14 protein-coding genes and 1 pseudogene are annotated in these 16,047 nt (G+C 62.7%); 6 read left to right on the forward strand and 9 right to left on the reverse strand.

What is annotated here, in order from left to right:
- Window positions 1–7 precede the first annotated feature (7 nt).
- A complete protein-coding gene (locus tag P3R82_RS01870) occupies window positions 8–514 on the forward strand; it encodes a flavin reductase (protein WP_283192780.1) in 507 nt (168 codons plus the stop codon).
- A 92-nt stretch (window positions 515–606) separates the two neighbouring features.
- On the opposite strand, the gene otnC is transcribed toward P3R82_RS01870, so the two are convergent.
- The 3 genes from otnC to P3R82_RS01885 are packed head-to-tail and all read right to left on the reverse strand — an operon-like array spanning window position 607 to window position 3,553.
- On the reverse strand, window positions 607–1,251 hold the full coding sequence (gene otnC, locus P3R82_RS01875; protein WP_283192781.1) for a 3-oxo-tetronate 4-phosphate decarboxylase: 645 nt from the start codon (window positions 1,249–1,251) through the stop codon (window positions 607–609).
- Window positions 1,248–2,516: a 3-oxo-tetronate kinase gene (gene otnK / locus P3R82_RS01880; protein ID WP_283192782.1), complete on the reverse strand. Its 1,269-nt coding sequence runs from the start codon at window positions 2,514–2,516 to the stop codon at window positions 1,248–1,250. The genes otnC and otnK overlap by 4 nt, the downstream gene beginning before the upstream one ends.
- Before the next feature lie 32 nt (window positions 2,517–2,548).
- Window positions 2,549–3,553, reverse strand: coding sequence for a LacI family DNA-binding transcriptional regulator (locus P3R82_RS01885; RefSeq protein WP_283192783.1), 1,005 nt, complete (start codon window positions 3,551–3,553; stop codon window positions 2,549–2,551).
- A 195-nt stretch (window positions 3,554–3,748) separates the two neighbouring features.
- Between P3R82_RS01885 and ltnD the strand changes: the two genes are divergently transcribed.
- The 3 genes from ltnD to P3R82_RS01900 all read left to right on the forward strand — a co-directional run bounded on the left by ltnD (window position 3,749) and on the right by P3R82_RS01900 (window position 6,338).
- Complete coding sequence (gene ltnD / locus P3R82_RS01890; protein ID WP_283193482.1) at window positions 3,749–4,663, forward strand: L-threonate dehydrogenase; 915 nt, start codon at window positions 3,749–3,751, stop codon at window positions 4,661–4,663.
- 1 nt (window position 4,664) lies between these two features.
- Window positions 4,665–5,456: a 2-oxo-tetronate isomerase gene (gene otnI, locus P3R82_RS01895; protein ID WP_283192784.1), complete on the forward strand. Its 792-nt coding sequence runs from the start codon at window positions 4,665–4,667 to the stop codon at window positions 5,454–5,456.
- Between the two features lie 234 nt (window positions 5,457–5,690).
- The gene (locus tag P3R82_RS01900; protein WP_283192785.1) at window positions 5,691–6,338 is read left to right on the forward strand and encodes a phosphatase PAP2 family protein; all 648 of its coding nucleotides are present in this window, start codon (window positions 5,691–5,693) and stop codon (window positions 6,336–6,338) included.
- A gap of 50 nt (window positions 6,339–6,388) precedes the next feature.
- Here P3R82_RS01900 and P3R82_RS01905 read toward each other — a convergent pair whose 3' ends face one another.
- On the reverse strand, window positions 6,389–6,844 hold the full coding sequence (locus P3R82_RS01905; protein ID WP_183900935.1) for a DUF2721 domain-containing protein: 456 nt from the start codon (window positions 6,842–6,844) through the stop codon (window positions 6,389–6,391).
- Window positions 6,845–7,011: 167 nt separating this feature from the next.
- Complete coding sequence (locus P3R82_RS01910) at window positions 7,012–7,971, reverse strand: hydrogen peroxide-inducible genes activator (protein WP_283192786.1); 960 nt, start codon at window positions 7,969–7,971, stop codon at window positions 7,012–7,014.
- A 160-nt stretch (window positions 7,972–8,131) separates the two neighbouring features.
- On the opposite strand from P3R82_RS01910, the gene katG reads away from it, so the two are divergent.
- Entirely contained in the window at window positions 8,132–10,306 is a 2,175-nt protein-coding gene (gene katG / locus P3R82_RS01915; RefSeq protein WP_283192787.1) for a catalase/peroxidase HPI, read from the forward strand.
- 108 nt (window positions 10,307–10,414) lie between these two features.
- Here the strand turns inward: katG and P3R82_RS01920 are convergent, their stop codons facing one another.
- A complete protein-coding gene (locus P3R82_RS01920; RefSeq protein ID WP_283192788.1) occupies window positions 10,415–10,609 on the reverse strand; it encodes a hypothetical protein in 195 nt (64 codons plus the stop codon).
- A 180-nt stretch (window positions 10,610–10,789) separates the two neighbouring features.
- On the opposite strand from P3R82_RS01920, the gene P3R82_RS01925 reads away from it, so the two are divergent.
- On the forward strand, window positions 10,790–11,803 hold the full coding sequence (locus P3R82_RS01925; protein ID WP_283192789.1) for a putative sulfate exporter family transporter: 1,014 nt from the start codon (window positions 10,790–10,792) through the stop codon (window positions 11,801–11,803).
- Between the two features lie 6 nt (window positions 11,804–11,809).
- Here the strand turns inward: P3R82_RS01925 and P3R82_RS01930 are convergent, their stop codons facing one another.
- The 3 genes and pseudogenes from P3R82_RS01930 to fdhF form a co-directional block, all read right to left on the reverse strand.
- A complete protein-coding gene (locus P3R82_RS01930) occupies window positions 11,810–12,283 on the reverse strand; it encodes a hypothetical protein (RefSeq protein ID WP_283192790.1) in 474 nt (157 codons plus the stop codon).
- Window positions 12,284–12,734: 451 nt separating this feature from the next.
- A pseudogene (locus P3R82_RS01935) lies at window positions 12,735–12,991 on the reverse strand (formate dehydrogenase subunit delta).
- 3 nt (window positions 12,992–12,994) lie between these two features.
- Entirely contained in the window at window positions 12,995–15,874 is a 2,880-nt protein-coding gene (fdhF, locus tag P3R82_RS01940; RefSeq protein ID WP_283192791.1) for a formate dehydrogenase subunit alpha, read from the reverse strand.
- Between the last annotated feature and the right edge of the window lie 173 nt (window positions 15,875–16,047).

Below are 16,047 nucleotides of genomic sequence, written 5' to 3' on the forward strand. Positions count from 1 at the left end.
GCGCGACATGGGGATGATGGGACACAGCTTCGAGACCGTGGAGAGCGCCGCCTTTCGCCACGGCATGTCGCGCCTCGGCGCCGCGGTCAATATCGTGACGACGCGCGCCGGTGACGGGCCTTATGGCTTCACGGCGTCCGCCGTCTGCAGCGTCAGCGACACGCCTGCCACGCTGCTCGCCTGTATCAACCGAACGAGTTCTTGCTTTCCGGCTTTCGAGACCGCGCGCTTCTTCTGCGTCAACACGCTCGCCCCGAGCCACGAAGCGCTGTCCAACCTCTTCGGCGGCAAGACCCCGATGGCCGAACGCTTCGCGACTGGCGGATGGGTCGAAGGCAATACCGGCGCGCCTGTTCTAGAGGATGCGCTGGTCAGCTTCGAATGCGAGTTGACAAACGCGCTCGATCAAGGAACGCATCGGGTGCTCTTTGGCCGTGTGATCGGCGTCAACGCCGCCGAGAGCCAGGATGCACTCCTCTATTGCGCGCGACGCTATGTGACCGTCGGGGCATAAGCGTTTGCAGAACATTCAAAAGCGTACCCACGCACGTCGACACGATCTGTGTTTGTCATGAGACGCGCATACCGTTGGCTGCCGGCCTACAGCTACTGAGGGGACAACAGTTCGGCTTTCTGAGCCGCCGTCAGTGGCCTGACCTTGTGCGGGCGAAGCAGGAGGTGGAGCTTCGCGGTCTCTTCGAGTTCCTCGGTCGCGTATTGCGCTTCGCGCAACGTCTTGCCCGCGACCACGGGGCCATGGTTGGCAAGGAGCACCGCATGGCTGTCCTTCGCTTTTTCCGCGACCGCGGTGGCGAGCGCGGGGTCACCGGGAGGGAAGTACTCGACGAGTGGAAGCTTGCCGACGCGCATCACGTAATAGGCCGTCAGTGGTGGCAGGACGTCGGTCGGGTCGACGCCGTCGAGAATGCTGACGGCGACCGCGTAGGTGGAATGCAGATGCACGACGGCGCCGCTCATCTTCTGCTGGCAATACATGCATTGGTGCAGGAACGCTTCCTTCGTCGGCTTGTCGCCATCGACATGCACACCTTCCGCCGAGAAGCGGGAGAGGCGTGCCGGATCGAGGCTGCCGAGCGAGGCATTGGTCGGCGTCATCAGCATGTCGCCATTGCTCAGCCGCGCGCTGATGTTGCCCGTCGAGCCGAAGGTCAGCGACCGGTCGAACAGGGACCGCCCGACGCTCGCGATCTCGTCCCGCAATTTTGTTTCTTCAGAAATGATCGCCGTCATCGCACCAGATCCCATGCCCGCAAGAAGAAGTCGTCGCCGCCGAAGTTTCCGGATTTGAGCGCGAGTGCCAGCGGCTGCTTCTCGCGGCCGATGCTCACCGTCCATGGGACCCCCGGATCGATCTCGGGGCCGATGAACAGCGCCTGGACGCCAAGCCGGTTGACCACCGCGCCGGAGGTTTCGCCCCCCGCGACCAGAAAGCGGCAATAGTCCCGACCTGTCAGCTGGAACGCCACCTCCGCCAGCAGATGCTCCACCAATTCGCCCGCCCGGTCACGCCCGAGTGCCTGTTGCGCCCGCTTCACGTCATCCGGCTCGGAGCTTGAATAGACAAGCGGAATGGCGCCGGTGATCGGTGCCACCCAGTCGACGACCGCATCCACGGTGGTGCGACCGGCCGCGATGTCGAGCGGATCGAGTTTCAGCGCCGGCGTCCCGGCCTTGATCGCGACCAAAACCTGGCGGCGTGTGGCCGCCGAGCACGAGCCGGCGAGGATCACGGCCTTGCCCTGCGGCGCGGCGATGCCGCTCTCGGCGCGATGCGGGCGCAACTTGCCGGCGCGGCGGAAGTTTTCGGGCAGCCCGATCGCGATGCCGGAACCGCCGGTGATCAGCCGCATGCCGGCCGCCGCCTGTCCGATCGCGCGCAGATCGTCATCGGTGACGGCGTCGACGACGACGATCCCTTCACCCCGATCCGACGCCTGCCGGAAGGCCGCTCCGATCTCATCGCTACCCTTGCCCACCACGTCGCGGTTCACCAGTCCGACCTTGAGCGCCGTCTGCCGCTGCAACACCCGAACGAGGTTAGAATCGGTCATCGGCGTCAGCGGGTGGTCCTTCATCGGGCTATCGGACAACAGCATGTCGCCGACGAAGAGATGACCGCGATAGACCGTCCGCCCGTTGGCGGGAAAGGCGGGGCAGGCGAGCGTGAGCGGGCCGCCCAAATACGCGTGCAGGGCTTCTGCGACCGGGCCGATATTGCCCTCAGGCGTCGAATCGAAGGTCGAGCAATATTTGAAGATGATCTGCTCGGCGCCGGCTGCGATCAGGCGACGGCAGGCGTCGAGAGATAAGGAGACGGCTTCCGCTGCCGGAATCGTTCTCGATTTCAGCGCGACGACGACGGCTTCCGCGTCTCCATAGTTAAAATCGGCAGGCGGAATGCCGACCACCTGAACCGTTCGCATTCCCTCCCGAGACAGGGTCAGAGCAAGGTCCGTCGCTCCCGTCAAATCATCCGCCACCGCGCCTAAAAGCATGTTTACTCACTCCCAAGATATAGAGACATTCGTCAGGCCGTCGCGCCTTCGATAATGTCGAAGCCAGTGTCGATAACCACGCGCTGCTCGGGCCGCGTGGGGCTTTCCAGAAGCCTTTCGACGGCCGTCTTGCCGATCAGGAACCGGTTGGATCGTACCGTCGAAAGCGGCATCGGCAGTGCCTGACCGATGTCGAGGCCGTTGAAGCCGAAGAGGGCAAGCTGTTTGCGCACGACAATGCCGGTCGCAAGGCAATGGAAGAAGCCGCCGACGGCCATGTCGTCGTTGGAAAAGACGACGGCGTCGATATCGGGCGCGCGCGCCAGCAATGTCGCGAGCGTATCGCGGCCCGCCATCGTCGAGCTCGGCCCGTCGAAGCGTTCTTCGGCCCGCAACGTCAAACCGGTTTCGGACAGCGCCTGGCAAGCGCCATCATGCCGCAGCCGGGCGCGCCGGTCGGCCGCCCAGTCATGGCCGACATAACCGATGCGACGGTAACCGCGCTCGATCAGGTGGCGCCCGGTCGCGTATCCGGCCTGCCGGTGCGAAAGACCGACGGCCACGTCGATGGGCTCGGCATCGATATCCATCAGCTCGGCCACGCGCACGCGGCTGTTGCTCAGCATACGCCGCGTCGCTTGCGTGTGGTCGAAGCCGGTGGTCACGATCGCGGCCGGCTGCCATGCGAGCAGCGAGGAAAGGATGTCCTGCTCCTTGCCGGCATCGTAGTTCGTCACGCCGACCATCGGCTGGTAGGCGGTCGTGGCGAGGGCCGCATGGATGCCCTGCAGCACCTCGGGAAAGACGACGTTCGACAGCGACGGCAGGAGGACACCGATCAGCAGCGAGCCGGACGAGGCAAGCGATCCCGCCGCGCGATTGGGAACATAACCCAGCGTTTCGATCGCCTTGACGACGCGGTTGCGCGTGTCCTCCGCGATCGATCCCTTGTTGCGGATGACGCGTGACACCGTGTTTTCGCTGACACCGGCGAGCTTGGCCACATGCGCCAGGGTGGGAACTTCATATCGCGTCATATGGCCTCCCTTCCATGGCGACGCCCGTCGCATCCTTCGTTATCTCAGCGCTAACATATTCCGCTTGAAGATTGCTAGAGGATGTGATTACTTTTTTATGTTAGCGCTGAGATTCTTCATTCTGGCGCTGCTCTCGAGGCTTTCGCCTGTCCAGGGCTCGATATTGATGCGCGGATTTGAAAGGAACAAGCGATGATGACCGCATCCACCCACGTCGCAGTCGTCGGATTGGGCTCGATGGGGCTTGGCATGGCACGCTCGCTGCTACGTGCCGGCCACACCGTCTCCGGGTGCGATATCAGCGAGGCGGCTCTGGGCAGCCTCGAGGCGGCCGGCGGCTCGCCGTTCACCACGCCGGCCGCGGCTATGAGGGATGCGGGGATCGTCGTTGTCGTCGTCATCAATGCGGCGCAGACCGAAGCTGTTTTGTTTGGCCCCGAAGGCGCCGTTGCCGCGCTGACGCCTGGTTCCGTGGTAATATCGTCGGCTACCATCTCCCCGGCGGAGGCCAAGGAATTCGCGCGCAGAGCCGGCGAACATGGCGTACTTTATCTCGATGCGCCGATAAGCGGCGGCTCGGTCAAGGCGGATGCCGGCGCGCTGACCTTCATGGCGTCCGGTTCGCCCGAGAGCTTTGCCGCAGCGCGGCCGGCGCTAGACGCCATGGCGGCGACGGTCTACGAACTCGGGGACGACGTCGGTATCGGATCATCCTTCAAGATCGTCAATCAGCTGCTTGCCGGCGTCCATATCGCCGTCGCCTGCGAAGCGATCACCTTCGCCAAGAGCCTCGGGCTCGACATATCCCGGGTCTTCGACGTCATCACCAAGTCGGCTGGAAACAGCTGGATGTTCGAAAACCGCATTCCGCATGTGGTTGCCGGTGATTATACGCCCCACAGCGCCGTCTCGATCTTTACCAAGGATCTCGGCATCGTCTCCGACATCGGCCGCCAACGGAAATTTCCGCTGCCGATCGCCAGCGCCGCCCTGCAGCTTTTCGTCATGACGGAGGCGGCCGGCATGGGGCGGGACGATGATTCCTCCGTCGCGCGTCTTCTGGCTTCGATTGCAGGGCTGCAACTGCCCGGCATGGACAAGGAGGCCTGATATGCCGCGTTTTGCCGCCAACCTCACCATGATGTTCAACGAGCACGCTTTTCTCGACCGTTTCCAGGCCGCAGCCGATGCGGGCTTCGAAGCCGTCGAATACCTTTTCCCCTATGATCACCCCGCCGATGTCATCGCCGAGAAGCTGGACGCGGCCGGGTTGAAGCAGGCACTGTTCAACATGCCGCCGGGCGATTGGGCCACGGGCGAGCGTGGCCTGGCGGCCTTACCGGAACGCCGCGACGAGTTCCGTGATGGGGTGCGCAAGGCGATCGACTACGCCAGGACCATCCGATCGCCGCTCCTGCACATGATGGCGGGGATCGCCGATGCGAACGATACGGCTGCCATCGCCGCCTACCGTGACGCGCTAGCCTATGCCGCAGACGCGACGGCGCGGGACGGTATCGGCCTGGTGATCGAGCCCATCAACGGCCGCGATATGCCCGGCTATTTCCTGAACGATTTCAATCGCGCCATCGGCTTCATTTCCGATCTCGACCATCGCAACGTCAAGCTGCAGTTCGACATCTATCACCGGCAGATCATCCATGGCGACGTGCTTGTCGGCCTCGAACAGGCGATGCCTCTCATCGGGCACGTGCAGATCGCCTCCGTGCCGAAGCGCAACGAGCCGGGAACCGGCGAACTCGACGATTTCAGGATATTCGCGGCGCTCGATGAGCTCGGTTACCAGGGCTATGTCGGTTGCGAGTACCGGCCGGCGGGGGAAACGGTCGCCGGACTTGGATGGACGAGGAAGCTCGGCTCCCGGCATGCGGGAATGCTCTGACACTGTGCGTTCACACGCACTGCTTACGGATTCGTGACCAATTCGTAAGGAATTGAGAGCGAGCGTTCAGGTTCACGTCAGGCGATGACGAAATATGGCCGGCATATCTTTTGGCGAAGAGAGCCGACCATGATGACATTGCAAATCGCTGCCCGTCGGCGGACATACGCGGAGGCGTTTTTCATCCTGGTGGCGCTATGGTTCTCGCTGCTGGCGATCTTTCACGCTTGGCCGATGATCGACATCAAGATTTCGGCGTTGTTCTTCAGCAGCCCGCTCTGCATGGAACTATCGCCGGGGAATTCGTGCGGGTCTTTCACGATCGGCGCCGAGACCTGGGCGAGAACCCTTCGCTGGACCCTTTACGCTTTGCCCTACGTGGCTGCAGCGACTATCCTGGCCGCCCTGGTTTTGGCGGGGGTGTCGCGCAGGGTCCGTAATTACCTGCCGGTGCGCCGGCTCTGGCTCTCTCTGGCAAGCCTGGGTGTGAGCGCCGGCTTGATCACGAGCCTGCTTTTCAAGGAGCAATTCGGCCGTCCGCGTCCGTCACAAACAGACCTGTTTGGTGGGCAGATGACATTCATGCCAGCGGGATCGTTCGGGGGGGCATGCGAACGCAATTGCTCGTTCATCTCCGGCGAGGCGTCCGGGGCGGGGTGGCTGATCGGCCTTCTCCTTCTGTTGCCGCCGCGATATCGCACATGGATAGCGCCTCCGGTGATCATCGCCTCGGTCACGACCGCCGCCCTTCGCGTCGTGGTCGGGGCTCATTATGCATCCGACGCCACGCTCGGCGTGCTCGTTTCCGTCACCGTCTTCGCGGGTATGCTGGCTCTCGAAGAGGCGATCGACGACCGCAAGGGCGGCATCCGTATCAACTGAAGCTCAATCGTCGGAAATTCCGTATTTCCGCGTGCGGAGCAAATCGGCTTCTAGGAGCCCACCCCGGGGTCACGATTGTTGTCGCGGATCTGGAGGAGGATGCTGCGGCCAGCTGCGATCAATTCCAGCAGGAAGGCGATGAGCGACAGCATGAGCGCGACGATAGCGGTGCCGAAGAACCAGAAAAGGTTCAAAGGCCGGATGCGGATATCGAGCGCGCCGGACAGGAGATTAAGGATCGCTCCGCAGGTGCTGATGCCGGCAACGACACCGAGAATGACGGCGATCTCCAGAACCAGCGTGCGCCGACGAAGATAGATGAGTTGCCGCTGTCGCCTGTCGTCCGGAATGTCTTTCTCGACGACCTCGTTCAACCGGTCCGAGACGCGTCCGAGGCGGGTGGCGTAGATCCCGACAAAGGCCGCGGTACCCGCCAACAGAAAGACTGGCGCGAGCGACGTCTGGATGACGCCGGCATAGTCGATCACAACAGGAGGTGTATCCACGACGCTTCCTCGCAAGTCACGCATCATCCGCGCGCGTCCCCGTAAGAGGCCGGTCATGCCGCAAGGGTTGCCGTCGCGATGCCGGGCGACACTACCGCCAACGCCCCTGGCAGGGCAAGGGCCGGCCTTCTCCGTCAAGTCTTCCGCATCATGGCCGAGCCTGATTTTCAGCTCCGACTGGACACATCAAACATGACCGCGGGCGGTGACTGCGACAGATCTTCGAATTCGTAAGTTCTGCGAGCACCGGCTTCGCGGACGATTTCCGCGATTGGCCCGAATTGCGATACCAGCGGATTGGTCTTGCGCCATATCATGCCGATCGTGCGGAAGGGGCGGGGTTCCAGCAGGCGGAACACGCTGACATCGGCCGAGCGTGTCTCCGTACGCACCGCCATCTGCGGCAGCAGGGTGACGCCGATGCCGGCGCCCACCATCTGCACCAGCGTGGTCAGCGAGCTTCCTTCCATGAGTTCGCGAGGCGGCGCGGCGGCGATGTTGCAGAACGACAGCGCCTGCTCGCGGAAACAATGGCCCTCTTCGAGAAGAAGCAGGCGCATCGCGTGCAGCATTTCCGAACTTGGAACCGGCTTGCCGGCGTCCTCGAGCGGGCGCACCAGAACGAACTCCTCGTTGAAGAGCGGGATTTCCTCGAGCGTCGGCTCGGAGACGGGCAGGGCGACGATGGCCGCATCAAGCCTTGCCTCGTGCAAATCCTCGATCAGCCGCTGGGTGACCGCCTCGCGTGGGCGCGGGTCGAGCCCGGGATAACGCTGCGTCAGAGTCTTGATGACATCGGGCAGAAGATAGGGGGCAATCGTCGGAATGACGCCGATGCGAAGCCGCCCGGCAAGCGTTGTCCGCGTGGCGCGCGCCAGTTCCGCGAGATCATCGACCGAGCGCAGAATGCCGCGCACGCGTTCGGCAAATTCCTCGCCGAGGCTGGTCAGCCTGATCTGCCTGCCACCACGTTCCACCAGCGGCGCGCCGATCAACTCCTCGAGTTCGCGTATCTGTACGGATAGCGCCGGCTGGGAAATCGAGCAGGCTTCGGCGGCGCGGCCGAAATGCCCAAGCCTCGCCAGAGCCTCGAAATAGCGGAGATGCTTCATGGATAGGCCAATCATAATTAAAAGCTATCAGACTCTTTAGAATATACAATTGGAATTTATCGAGGGAGTTGCTTATTCCCTATCTCGGGGCTTGAACCGCCAGCCGGTTCCCTGGCCCGCGAAGAACAATTGGCACGCGACGTCAACCCGAGTTCGAATTTTAGGGAGAGTTAACGTGGACACGAAGACACAATCGGCCGGCAAGTGTCCGGTCATGCACGGTGGCAACACGGCACTCGGCAAATCCGTCACGCAATGGTGGCCCAACGCGCTGAACCTCGACATTCTCAGCCAGCACGACACCAAGACCAATCCGCTCGGCAAGGATTTCAACTATCGCGAGGAGCTGAAGAAGCTCGACGTCGAGGCACTGAAAGCCGATCTCAGGGCGCTGATGACCGAAAGCCAGGAGTGGTGGCCGGCCGACTGGGGCAGCTATGTCGGCATGATGGCCCGCGTCACCTGGCACGCGGCCGGCTCGTATCGCGCGGCCGACGGTCGTGGCGGCGCCAACACCGGCAACCAGCGTTTCGCACCGCTGAATTCGTGGCCGGACAACGTCAACACAGACAAGGGCCGCCGCCTGCTGTGGCCGATCAAGAAGAAGTACGGCAACCGTATCTCCTGGGCCGACCTGATCGCGCTCGCCGGCACGATCGCCTATGACGTCGCCGGTTTGAAGACCTTCGGCTTCGGTTTCGGCCGCGAAGATATCTGGCAGCCGGAAAAGGATGTCTATTGGGGCGACGAACAGGAATGGCTTGCGCCGAGTGATGGTCGCTATGGCGATGTCGCAAAGCCCGCAACGCTTTCGAACCCGCTCGCGGCCGTCCAGATGGGTCTGATCTACGTCAACCCCGAGGGTGTCAACGGCAAGTCGGATCCGCTCGCCACGGCCGCACAGATGCGCGAGACCTTTGCCCGCATGGGCATGGACGACGAGGAAACCGTTGCACTCACCGCTGGCGGTCACACCATCGGCAAGAGCCACGGCAACGGCAATCCCGCCGACCTCAGCGCCGATCCTGAAGCGGCGGGTCCGGAAGCCCAGGGTCTCGGATGGCTGAACACCAAGGGACGCGGGATCGGCCGCAATACCGTGGTTTCAGGCATCGAGGGCGCCTGGACCACCGAGCCGACCAAATGGGACAACGGCTTCTTCGAAATGCTGTTCAAGCACGAATGGCATCTGGTCAAGAGCCCGGCCGGTGCCACCCAGTGGGAACCGATCTCGATCGCCGATGCCGACAAGCCCGTCGATGTGGAAGACCCGAGCATCCGTCTCAACCCGATGATGACGGACGCAGACATGGCATTGCGCGTAGACCCGATCTACCGCGAGATCTCGCTGCGCTTCCGCGACGACTTCGCCGCATTCTCCGATGCCTTCGCGCGCGCATGGTTCAAGCTGACCCACCGCGACATGGGCCCGAAGGCGCGCTACATCGGCCCGGATGTTCCGGCCGAGGATCTGCTCTGGCAGGATCCGGTCCCGTCGGGCAGCACGAGCTACGACGTCTCGGCGGTCAAGGCGAAGATTGCCGCGTCCGGTCTCTCCGTCTCCGACCTCGTCAGCACGGCATGGGACAGCGCCCGCACCTTCCGCGGTTCGGACAATCGCGGCGGAGCCAACGGCGCCCGCATACGCCTGGCGCCGCAGAAGGACTGGGCCGGCAACGAGCCGGAACGCCTTGCCCGCGTTCTCGCCGTACTGGAACCGATCGCGGCGGCAAGCGGTGCTTCGGTTTCCGATGTCATCGTGCTGGCCGGTAATTACGGTGTCGAACAGGCGGCCAAGGCTGCCGGCTTCGATATCCAGGTGCCATTCGCGGCCGGCCGTGGCGACGCCACCGCCGAGCAGACCGACGCCGAGAGCTTCGCGCCGCTCGAGCCGCTGGCCGACGGTTTCCGCAACTGGCAGAAGGAGCACTATGTGGTCAGCGCCGAGGAACTGCTCCTCGACCGCGCCCAGTTGATGGGTCTGACGGCGCCGGAAATGACGGCTCTCGTTGGCGGCCTGCGCGTCATCGGAGCCAACCATGGCGGCTCGAACCATGGCGTCTTCACGTCCCAGGTTGGAGCGCTCACCACGGACTTCTTCGTCACGCTGACCGACATGACCTATTCCTGGGTCCCGACCGGCCGCAACTCGTACGAGATCCGCGATCGCAAGACCGGTGCCGTCCGCTTTACCGCGACGCGTGCCGATCTCGTCTTCGGGTCCAATTCGGTGCTGCGTGCCTATGCGGAGGTCTATGCTCAGGACGACAGCAAGGAGAAGTTCGTGAAGGACTTCGTCGCTGCCTGGACGAAGGTGATGAACGCCGACCGCTTCGACCTGACCAACTGAAGCGAAACGGCCTACAGCAGGCCTTGAAAAGGAACCTCCCGCGCGCGGATAGCGTACGGGAGGTTTTTACGTTTGGACAGGTCGCCTCTCGTCTCGGCGCCTGCCACCCTATTTGGCGTTTTTGGAACCACGCCCGCCCGCGACAGGCTTCGCGGTGGCCTTGTCTTTCTCGGGTGATATCTTGTGCGCCGGGTCTTTTCCGGCGTGCTCGCGCGCATGCGCTTCGGGTCCAGCAACGATCACACCATTCTGGTCATCGTCGACATGTTCCTTCGCCCTGCGATTTGTAACGTCCTTTGCCATTGCTTCCGTCTCCTGTCGCGGCTGACCGGAGGTTAATGATCGCGCACGCGGCTTGTTCCATGGCTCGCCAGCGCTCGCGAACCGTTCATTTATGTCGAATAAAATGTCATTTATTATTCTATGGATAGGAATGATGAAGAGCTTTATTTTCTTCGGGCGATCAATGCCGGAGAGTTTCAATTGCGCAGGTCTGGTTTGGTGGAAATTCTTCCCGGCGTGGGGGTTAGCGTCATTGTCACCCTGATGTCGCAGGCGATCGCTTTCACGGAGAAAGCGGTATTCGGCTATGAACTGATGGATGCGCTCGTCTTCGCCATCCTGCTCGGCACGATCTATCACAGTGTCGTCGGGCTCGCGCCTTCACTGCGCGCCGGCGTGGATTTTTCGAGCAAGCTCCTGCTCGAAATGGCGATCGTGCTCCTTGGCGCTTCGATCAGTGTCCGGACGGTTGTCGATGCGGGAACGATGATGGTCGCCGTCGTGTTCGCCACTGTCATGCTCTCCCTGGTCATCAGCTACAGCATCTGTCGCCTGCTCGGCCTGACGGATCATCTGGCGACGCTCGTTGCCTGCGGCAATTCCATATGCGGCAATTCGGCGATCGTCGCGGCTGCTCCCGTGATCGGCGCGGACTTCGATGACGTGGCTTCGTCCATTGCCTTTACCGCGGCGCTTGGAATCCTGGTCGTCCTGTTGCTGCCGTGGTTGTTTTCGGCCTTCGGGATGACGCAGTGGCAATATGGCGTGTTCGCCGGAATGACGGTTTATGCCGTGCCCCAGGTGCTGGCCGCCACCGCGCCCATCGGCGCCGCCAGCGTTCAAGTCGGCACGCTGGTCAAGCTCATGCGCGTTCTCATGCTCGGTCCCGTGGTGTTGCTGCTGCGGCTGAAAAACGGCGGCCAACGCACTGGCGGAGCTTGGCTTTCCGCAACTCGCCTCGTTCCCTGGTTCATCGTCGGCTTCTTCGCGATGATGTGCTTGCGCAGCCTCGGCCTTATTCCACCGGGAGCGGTCGACACCGCGAAATCGGCATCGACGATCCTGACGACGGTGTCCATGGCGGCGCTTGGCCTATCGGTGAATATGCGCACAGTGTTCGCCTCCGGTGGCCGCGTTCTATTGGCCGGCGTCCTCTCGCTCGCGGCCATGAGCCTTCTCGGTGTGGTGGGGCTCCTTATTCTGCAGGCCCGATAGCAGGCGCTATGGCCTGGCCGCGAAATCGACCGACGAGATCTCCACCGACCAGTCGAAATCGGCGGGGGAGGGCTTGCCCGGCAATGTGTCGAGGCCGCGATAGGGGTTGAGCGTCCAGCAATTGCCGAACTCGCTGCGCGGCTCGATGATCTTGTCGGTCGTGAAGTAGTCCGAATAGACTTCGCTGCTATGGCCGGAGCGCTTGGCGATCAATCTGAAGCGGACCACGTTGACCTGCCTGTCGGAAGCGTTCGCCAACGTCACGAAAACCGACTTGGCCGGATCGGGGCAGCCCTGACCGCCGGTGCTTGTTCCCGAAACGAGCGCTGCAAGACTATTTCGGTCGGTCTGCTGGAAGTAGACGTAGAGGCCAACGCCGGCGCCCACTAGAAGCATGCACGCTACAGCGATCAATGTCGGTCGGGGAGCCAGAAGAAAACACACGACGACGATCGGGACCGCAATTACCAGAAATATCATTTGCCTGCTCCATTCCATCAAGGAGCTAAAGCAGCCTCCCTCCGGAGGCAAGCTCGGTATACGACGCGTGTCGCGAAAAAGAGCGCCCATGACCGAGCACACAGGCATAACGTCCAAACGGGTAACCTAGATGTGACTTTCCGGTACACGTCTCCGCCGCTTTCCGCTGATAGTGATTTGTCTACTGGCGGAGGATCAAACAGTGGATCTGGATTTTACGGTTTCGGAAGTGCTCGACGATCTGATGATCGCCCAATTGAACAAGGCGGACGGAATAAGCGAGCGGTCGTTCGCCCAACTCATGCAAAGCGCCGCTCGCGTCCGATCCTTCGGCCTATCTCATATACCGCGAACAGGCGAGGCGAAGCGCGAGCCGGCCGCAACGCCGGAGTGATGCCGCACCAGCAGGCGTTCGCGACCCAAGGCCCGCAAACGCTGAGGTGCCATGCCGTCAGCCGATCGTCTCCGGATTGGGCGGCGCGACCGGCGCCGGTTTCTTGATCAGGGTGCCGCCCGCAGCACCAGCGGACTGAGCGTCTTGTCCTCGTGTTCGATGATCTCGAACAGCTGCCGGCGCATGCGTGGCTCCCAGAACTTGTTGATGTGCGAGGCCACCCCTTGCGCGGCCTCGGCATCGGGCTGCGTCGCGAAGAAGCCCGCGATCTGGTTGGCCATGTAGACAAGCTTGTCGTGGGTGCCGTGTGACATCGTCTACTCCGCCGCCTCTAGCTTGCCCGAGATCCGCCGGCTCTGCCGCGCTTGCTCGTCATACTCGACCTGCCAATCCGTCGGCCCGTTTGACGGTGAAACCTGGACGGCTGTGACCTTGTATTCCGGACAGTTGGTCGCCCAGTCGGAGAAGTCGGTGGTGATGACGTTGGCCTGCGTGTCCGGATGGTGGAAGGTGGTATAAACGACACCGGGAGAGACGCGGTCGGTGATCAGCGCGCGCAGCGTCGTATCGCCCGACCGGCTCATGAGCTTCACCCAATCGCCATCGCGGATGCCGCGTTGTTCGGCGTCGTGCGGATGGACTTCCAGCCTATCTTCGGAATGCCAGACGACGTTTTCCGTGCGCCGTGTCTGCGCCCCGACATTGTACTGGCTGAGAATGCGCCCCGTCGTCAGAAGCAGCGGGAAGCGCGGTCCTGTGCGTTCGTCAGTGGCGATATATTCGGTGCGGATGAACTTGCCCTTGCCACGCACAAAACCATCGACATGCATGATCGGTGATCCCTCGGGATGCGCCTCGTTGCACGGCCACTGCACGGAGCCCATCTTTTCCAGATAGTCGTAGGAGACCATGGCGAAGCTCGGCGTCGTCGCCGCGATCTCGTCCATGATCTCGGACGGGTGCTTGTAGTTCCAGGTAAGCCCTATCGCCTGTGCCAGCTTCTGCGTCACTTCCCAGTCGGCATAGCCGTTCTTCGGGCTCATCACCTTGCGCACGCGGTTGATGCGTCGTTCGGCATTGGTGAAGGTCCCGTCCTTCTCAAGGAAACTCGAGCCCGGCAGGAAGACATGCGCGTAGTTGGCGGTCTCGTTCAGGAAGAGATCGTGCACCACGACGCATTCCATCGCCGCCAGCCCCGCCGCAACATGCTTGGTGTCGGGATCGGACTGCAGGATATCCTCGCCCTGGACATAAAGCCCCTTGAAGGAGCCGTCGACGGCCGCATCGAGCATGTTGGGAATGCGCAGGCCCGGCTCGTCGCTGATTTTGACACCCCAGAGTTTCTCGAAGATATCGCGCGTCGCCTCGTCGGAAACGTGGCGATAGCCCGGCAGCTCGTGCGGGAAGGAGCCCATGTCGCAGGAGCCCTGCACGTTGTTCTGGCCGCGCAGCGGGTTCACGCCGACGCCGGGACGGCCGATATTTCCGGTCACCATCGCGAGGTTTGCGATCGCCATGACGGTCGTCGAACCCTGGCTGTGCTCGGTCACGCCAAGCCCGTAATAGATCGCGCCGTTGCCGCCGGTGGCATAGAGGCGGGCGGCACCGCGCAGCATCTCCGCCGGCACGCCGGTCAGCGCCTCGGTTGCCTCCGGGCTATGGTGTGGCTCGGCGACGAAGGCCGCCCAGTCCTCGAATTCCGACCAGTCGCAGCGCTCACGAATGAAGCGCTCGTCGAACAAGCCTTCGGTGACGATCACATGCGCCAGCGAGGTCATGACGGCGACGTTGGTGCCCGGCTTCAACGGCAGATGATAGGCCGCCTCGACATGCGGAGAGCGGACGATATCGGTGCGGCGCGGATCGATGACGATCAGCTTTGCGCCCTGCCGCAGCCGCTTCTTCAGACGAGACCCGAAGACCGGGTGCCCATCCGTCGGGTTGGCGCCGATGATGACGACGACATCGCTCTTTTCGACGCTGTCGAAATTCTGTGTGCCCGCCGAGGTGCCGAAGGCCTGGCCGAGGCCGTAGCCTGTCGGCGAATGGCAGACGCGGGCGCAGGTATCGACATTGTTGTTGCGGAAGCCGGCGCGCACCAGCTTTTGCACGAGATAGGTTTCCTCGTTGGTGCAGCGCGATGAGGTGATGCCGCCGATCGAATCGCGACCATACTGATACTGGATGCGCCGGAACTCGGAGGCCACATGCGCGAAGGCCTCGTCCCAGGTCACTTCCCGCCAGGGATCGGTGATCTTCTCGCGCACCATCGGATTAAGGATGCGGTCCTTGTGGCTGGAATAGCCGTAGGCGAAGCGGCCCTTGACACAGGAGTGCCCGCGGTTCGCCTGCCCATCCTTCCACGGCACCATGCGCACCAGCTCCTCGCCGCGCATCTCCGCCTTGAAGGAGCAGCCAACGCCGCAATAGGCGCAAGTCGTTACCACGGAATGCTCCGGCTGGCCGATCTCGATCACCGACTTCTCGGTCAGTGTTGCCGTCGGGCACGCCTGCACGCAGGCGCCGCAGGAAACGCACTCCGACGAGACGAAGTCCTCGTGCATGCCGGCCGAGACGCGGGAATCGAAGCCGCGCCCCTCGATGGTCAGCGCGAACGTGCCCTGAACTTCCTCGCAGGCCCGCACGCAGCGCGAACAGACGATGCATTTCGCCGGATCGAAGGTGAAATAGGGATTGCTCTCATCCTTCGGTGCCCATTTGGCGTTGAGCCCGCCATTGTCTCGCGCCTTGACGTGGTTCTCGCCATCATAGCCGTAGCGCACATCGCGCAAGCCAACCGCGCCCGCCATGTCCTGCAGTTCGCAATCGCCGTTGGCGGCACAGGTGAGACAGTCGAGCGGATGGTCGGAAATATAGAGTTCCATGACCCCGCGTCGGACGTCCTTGAGCCGGTTCGTCTGCGTCGACACCACCATGCCCGCCGCGACCGGCGTGGTGCAGGACGCGGGCAGGCCCGCGCGACCCTCGATTTCGACAAGACAGAGCCGGCAGGAACCGAAGGCGTCGATCATGTCGGTGGCGCAGAGCTTCGGGATCTCGATGCCAGAATCCATCGACGCGCGCATGATGGATGTGCCCTCGGGCACCGTCACCTGATTGCCGTCGATCGTGAGCGTCACCATGGTCTCGGAGGCGGAGGCCGGCGTGCCGTAGTCGATTTCATGAACGAGGGACATGGTGTGCCTCCGTAAGAGAATGATCTGCTGTCGTGGATGGCGCTAAGACCCCTCCCCAACCCCCTCCCCACAAGGGGGAGGGGCTTCACTGCGGCGCGGTCATCGCACTGCAGCGGCTTTCCCGCATGTGGAAGCGTTGAGATGAGAACGGGAAGCGCGCGGCGTTCCAAGCC

Origin of the sequence: Rhizobium sp. AN80A (assembly GCF_030053015.1) — a bacterium.
GTDB classification, from domain to species: domain Bacteria; phylum Pseudomonadota; class Alphaproteobacteria; order Rhizobiales; family Rhizobiaceae; genus Rhizobium; species Rhizobium metallidurans.

What these genes read in the sequence shown, in the direction of transcription:
- P3R82_RS01870 (WP_283192780.1), top strand. Translation starts at nt 8, where the DNA reads ATGGGGATGATGGGACACAGCTTCGAGACCGTGGAGAGCGCCGCCTTT.
- otnC (WP_283192781.1), bottom strand. Translation starts at nt 1,251, where the DNA reads ATGACGGCGATCATTTCTGAAGAAACAAAATTGCGGGACGAGATCGCG.
- otnK (WP_283192782.1), bottom strand. Translation starts at nt 2,516, where the DNA reads ATGCTTTTAGGCGCGGTGGCGGATGATTTGACGGGAGCGACGGACCTT.
- P3R82_RS01885 (WP_283192783.1), bottom strand. Translation starts at nt 3,553, where the DNA reads ATGACGCGATATGAAGTTCCCACCCTGGCGCATGTGGCCAAGCTCGCC.
- ltnD (WP_283193482.1), top strand. Translation starts at nt 3,749, where the DNA reads ATGACCGCATCCACCCACGTCGCAGTCGTCGGATTGGGCTCGATGGGG.
- otnI (WP_283192784.1), top strand. Translation starts at nt 4,665, where the DNA reads ATGCCGCGTTTTGCCGCCAACCTCACCATGATGTTCAACGAGCACGCT.
- P3R82_RS01900 (WP_283192785.1), top strand. Translation starts at nt 5,691, where the DNA reads ATGATCGACATCAAGATTTCGGCGTTGTTCTTCAGCAGCCCGCTCTGC.
- P3R82_RS01910 (WP_283192786.1), bottom strand. Translation starts at nt 7,971, where the DNA reads ATGATTGGCCTATCCATGAAGCATCTCCGCTATTTCGAGGCTCTGGCG.
- P3R82_RS01920 (WP_283192788.1), bottom strand. Translation starts at nt 10,609, where the DNA reads ATGGCAAAGGACGTTACAAATCGCAGGGCGAAGGAACATGTCGACGAT.
- P3R82_RS01930 (WP_283192790.1), bottom strand. Translation starts at nt 12,283, where the DNA reads ATGATATTTCTGGTAATTGCGGTCCCGATCGTCGTCGTGTGTTTTCTT.
- fdhF (WP_283192791.1), bottom strand. Translation starts at nt 15,874, where the DNA reads ATGTCCCTCGTTCATGAAATCGACTACGGCACGCCGGCCTCCGCCTCC.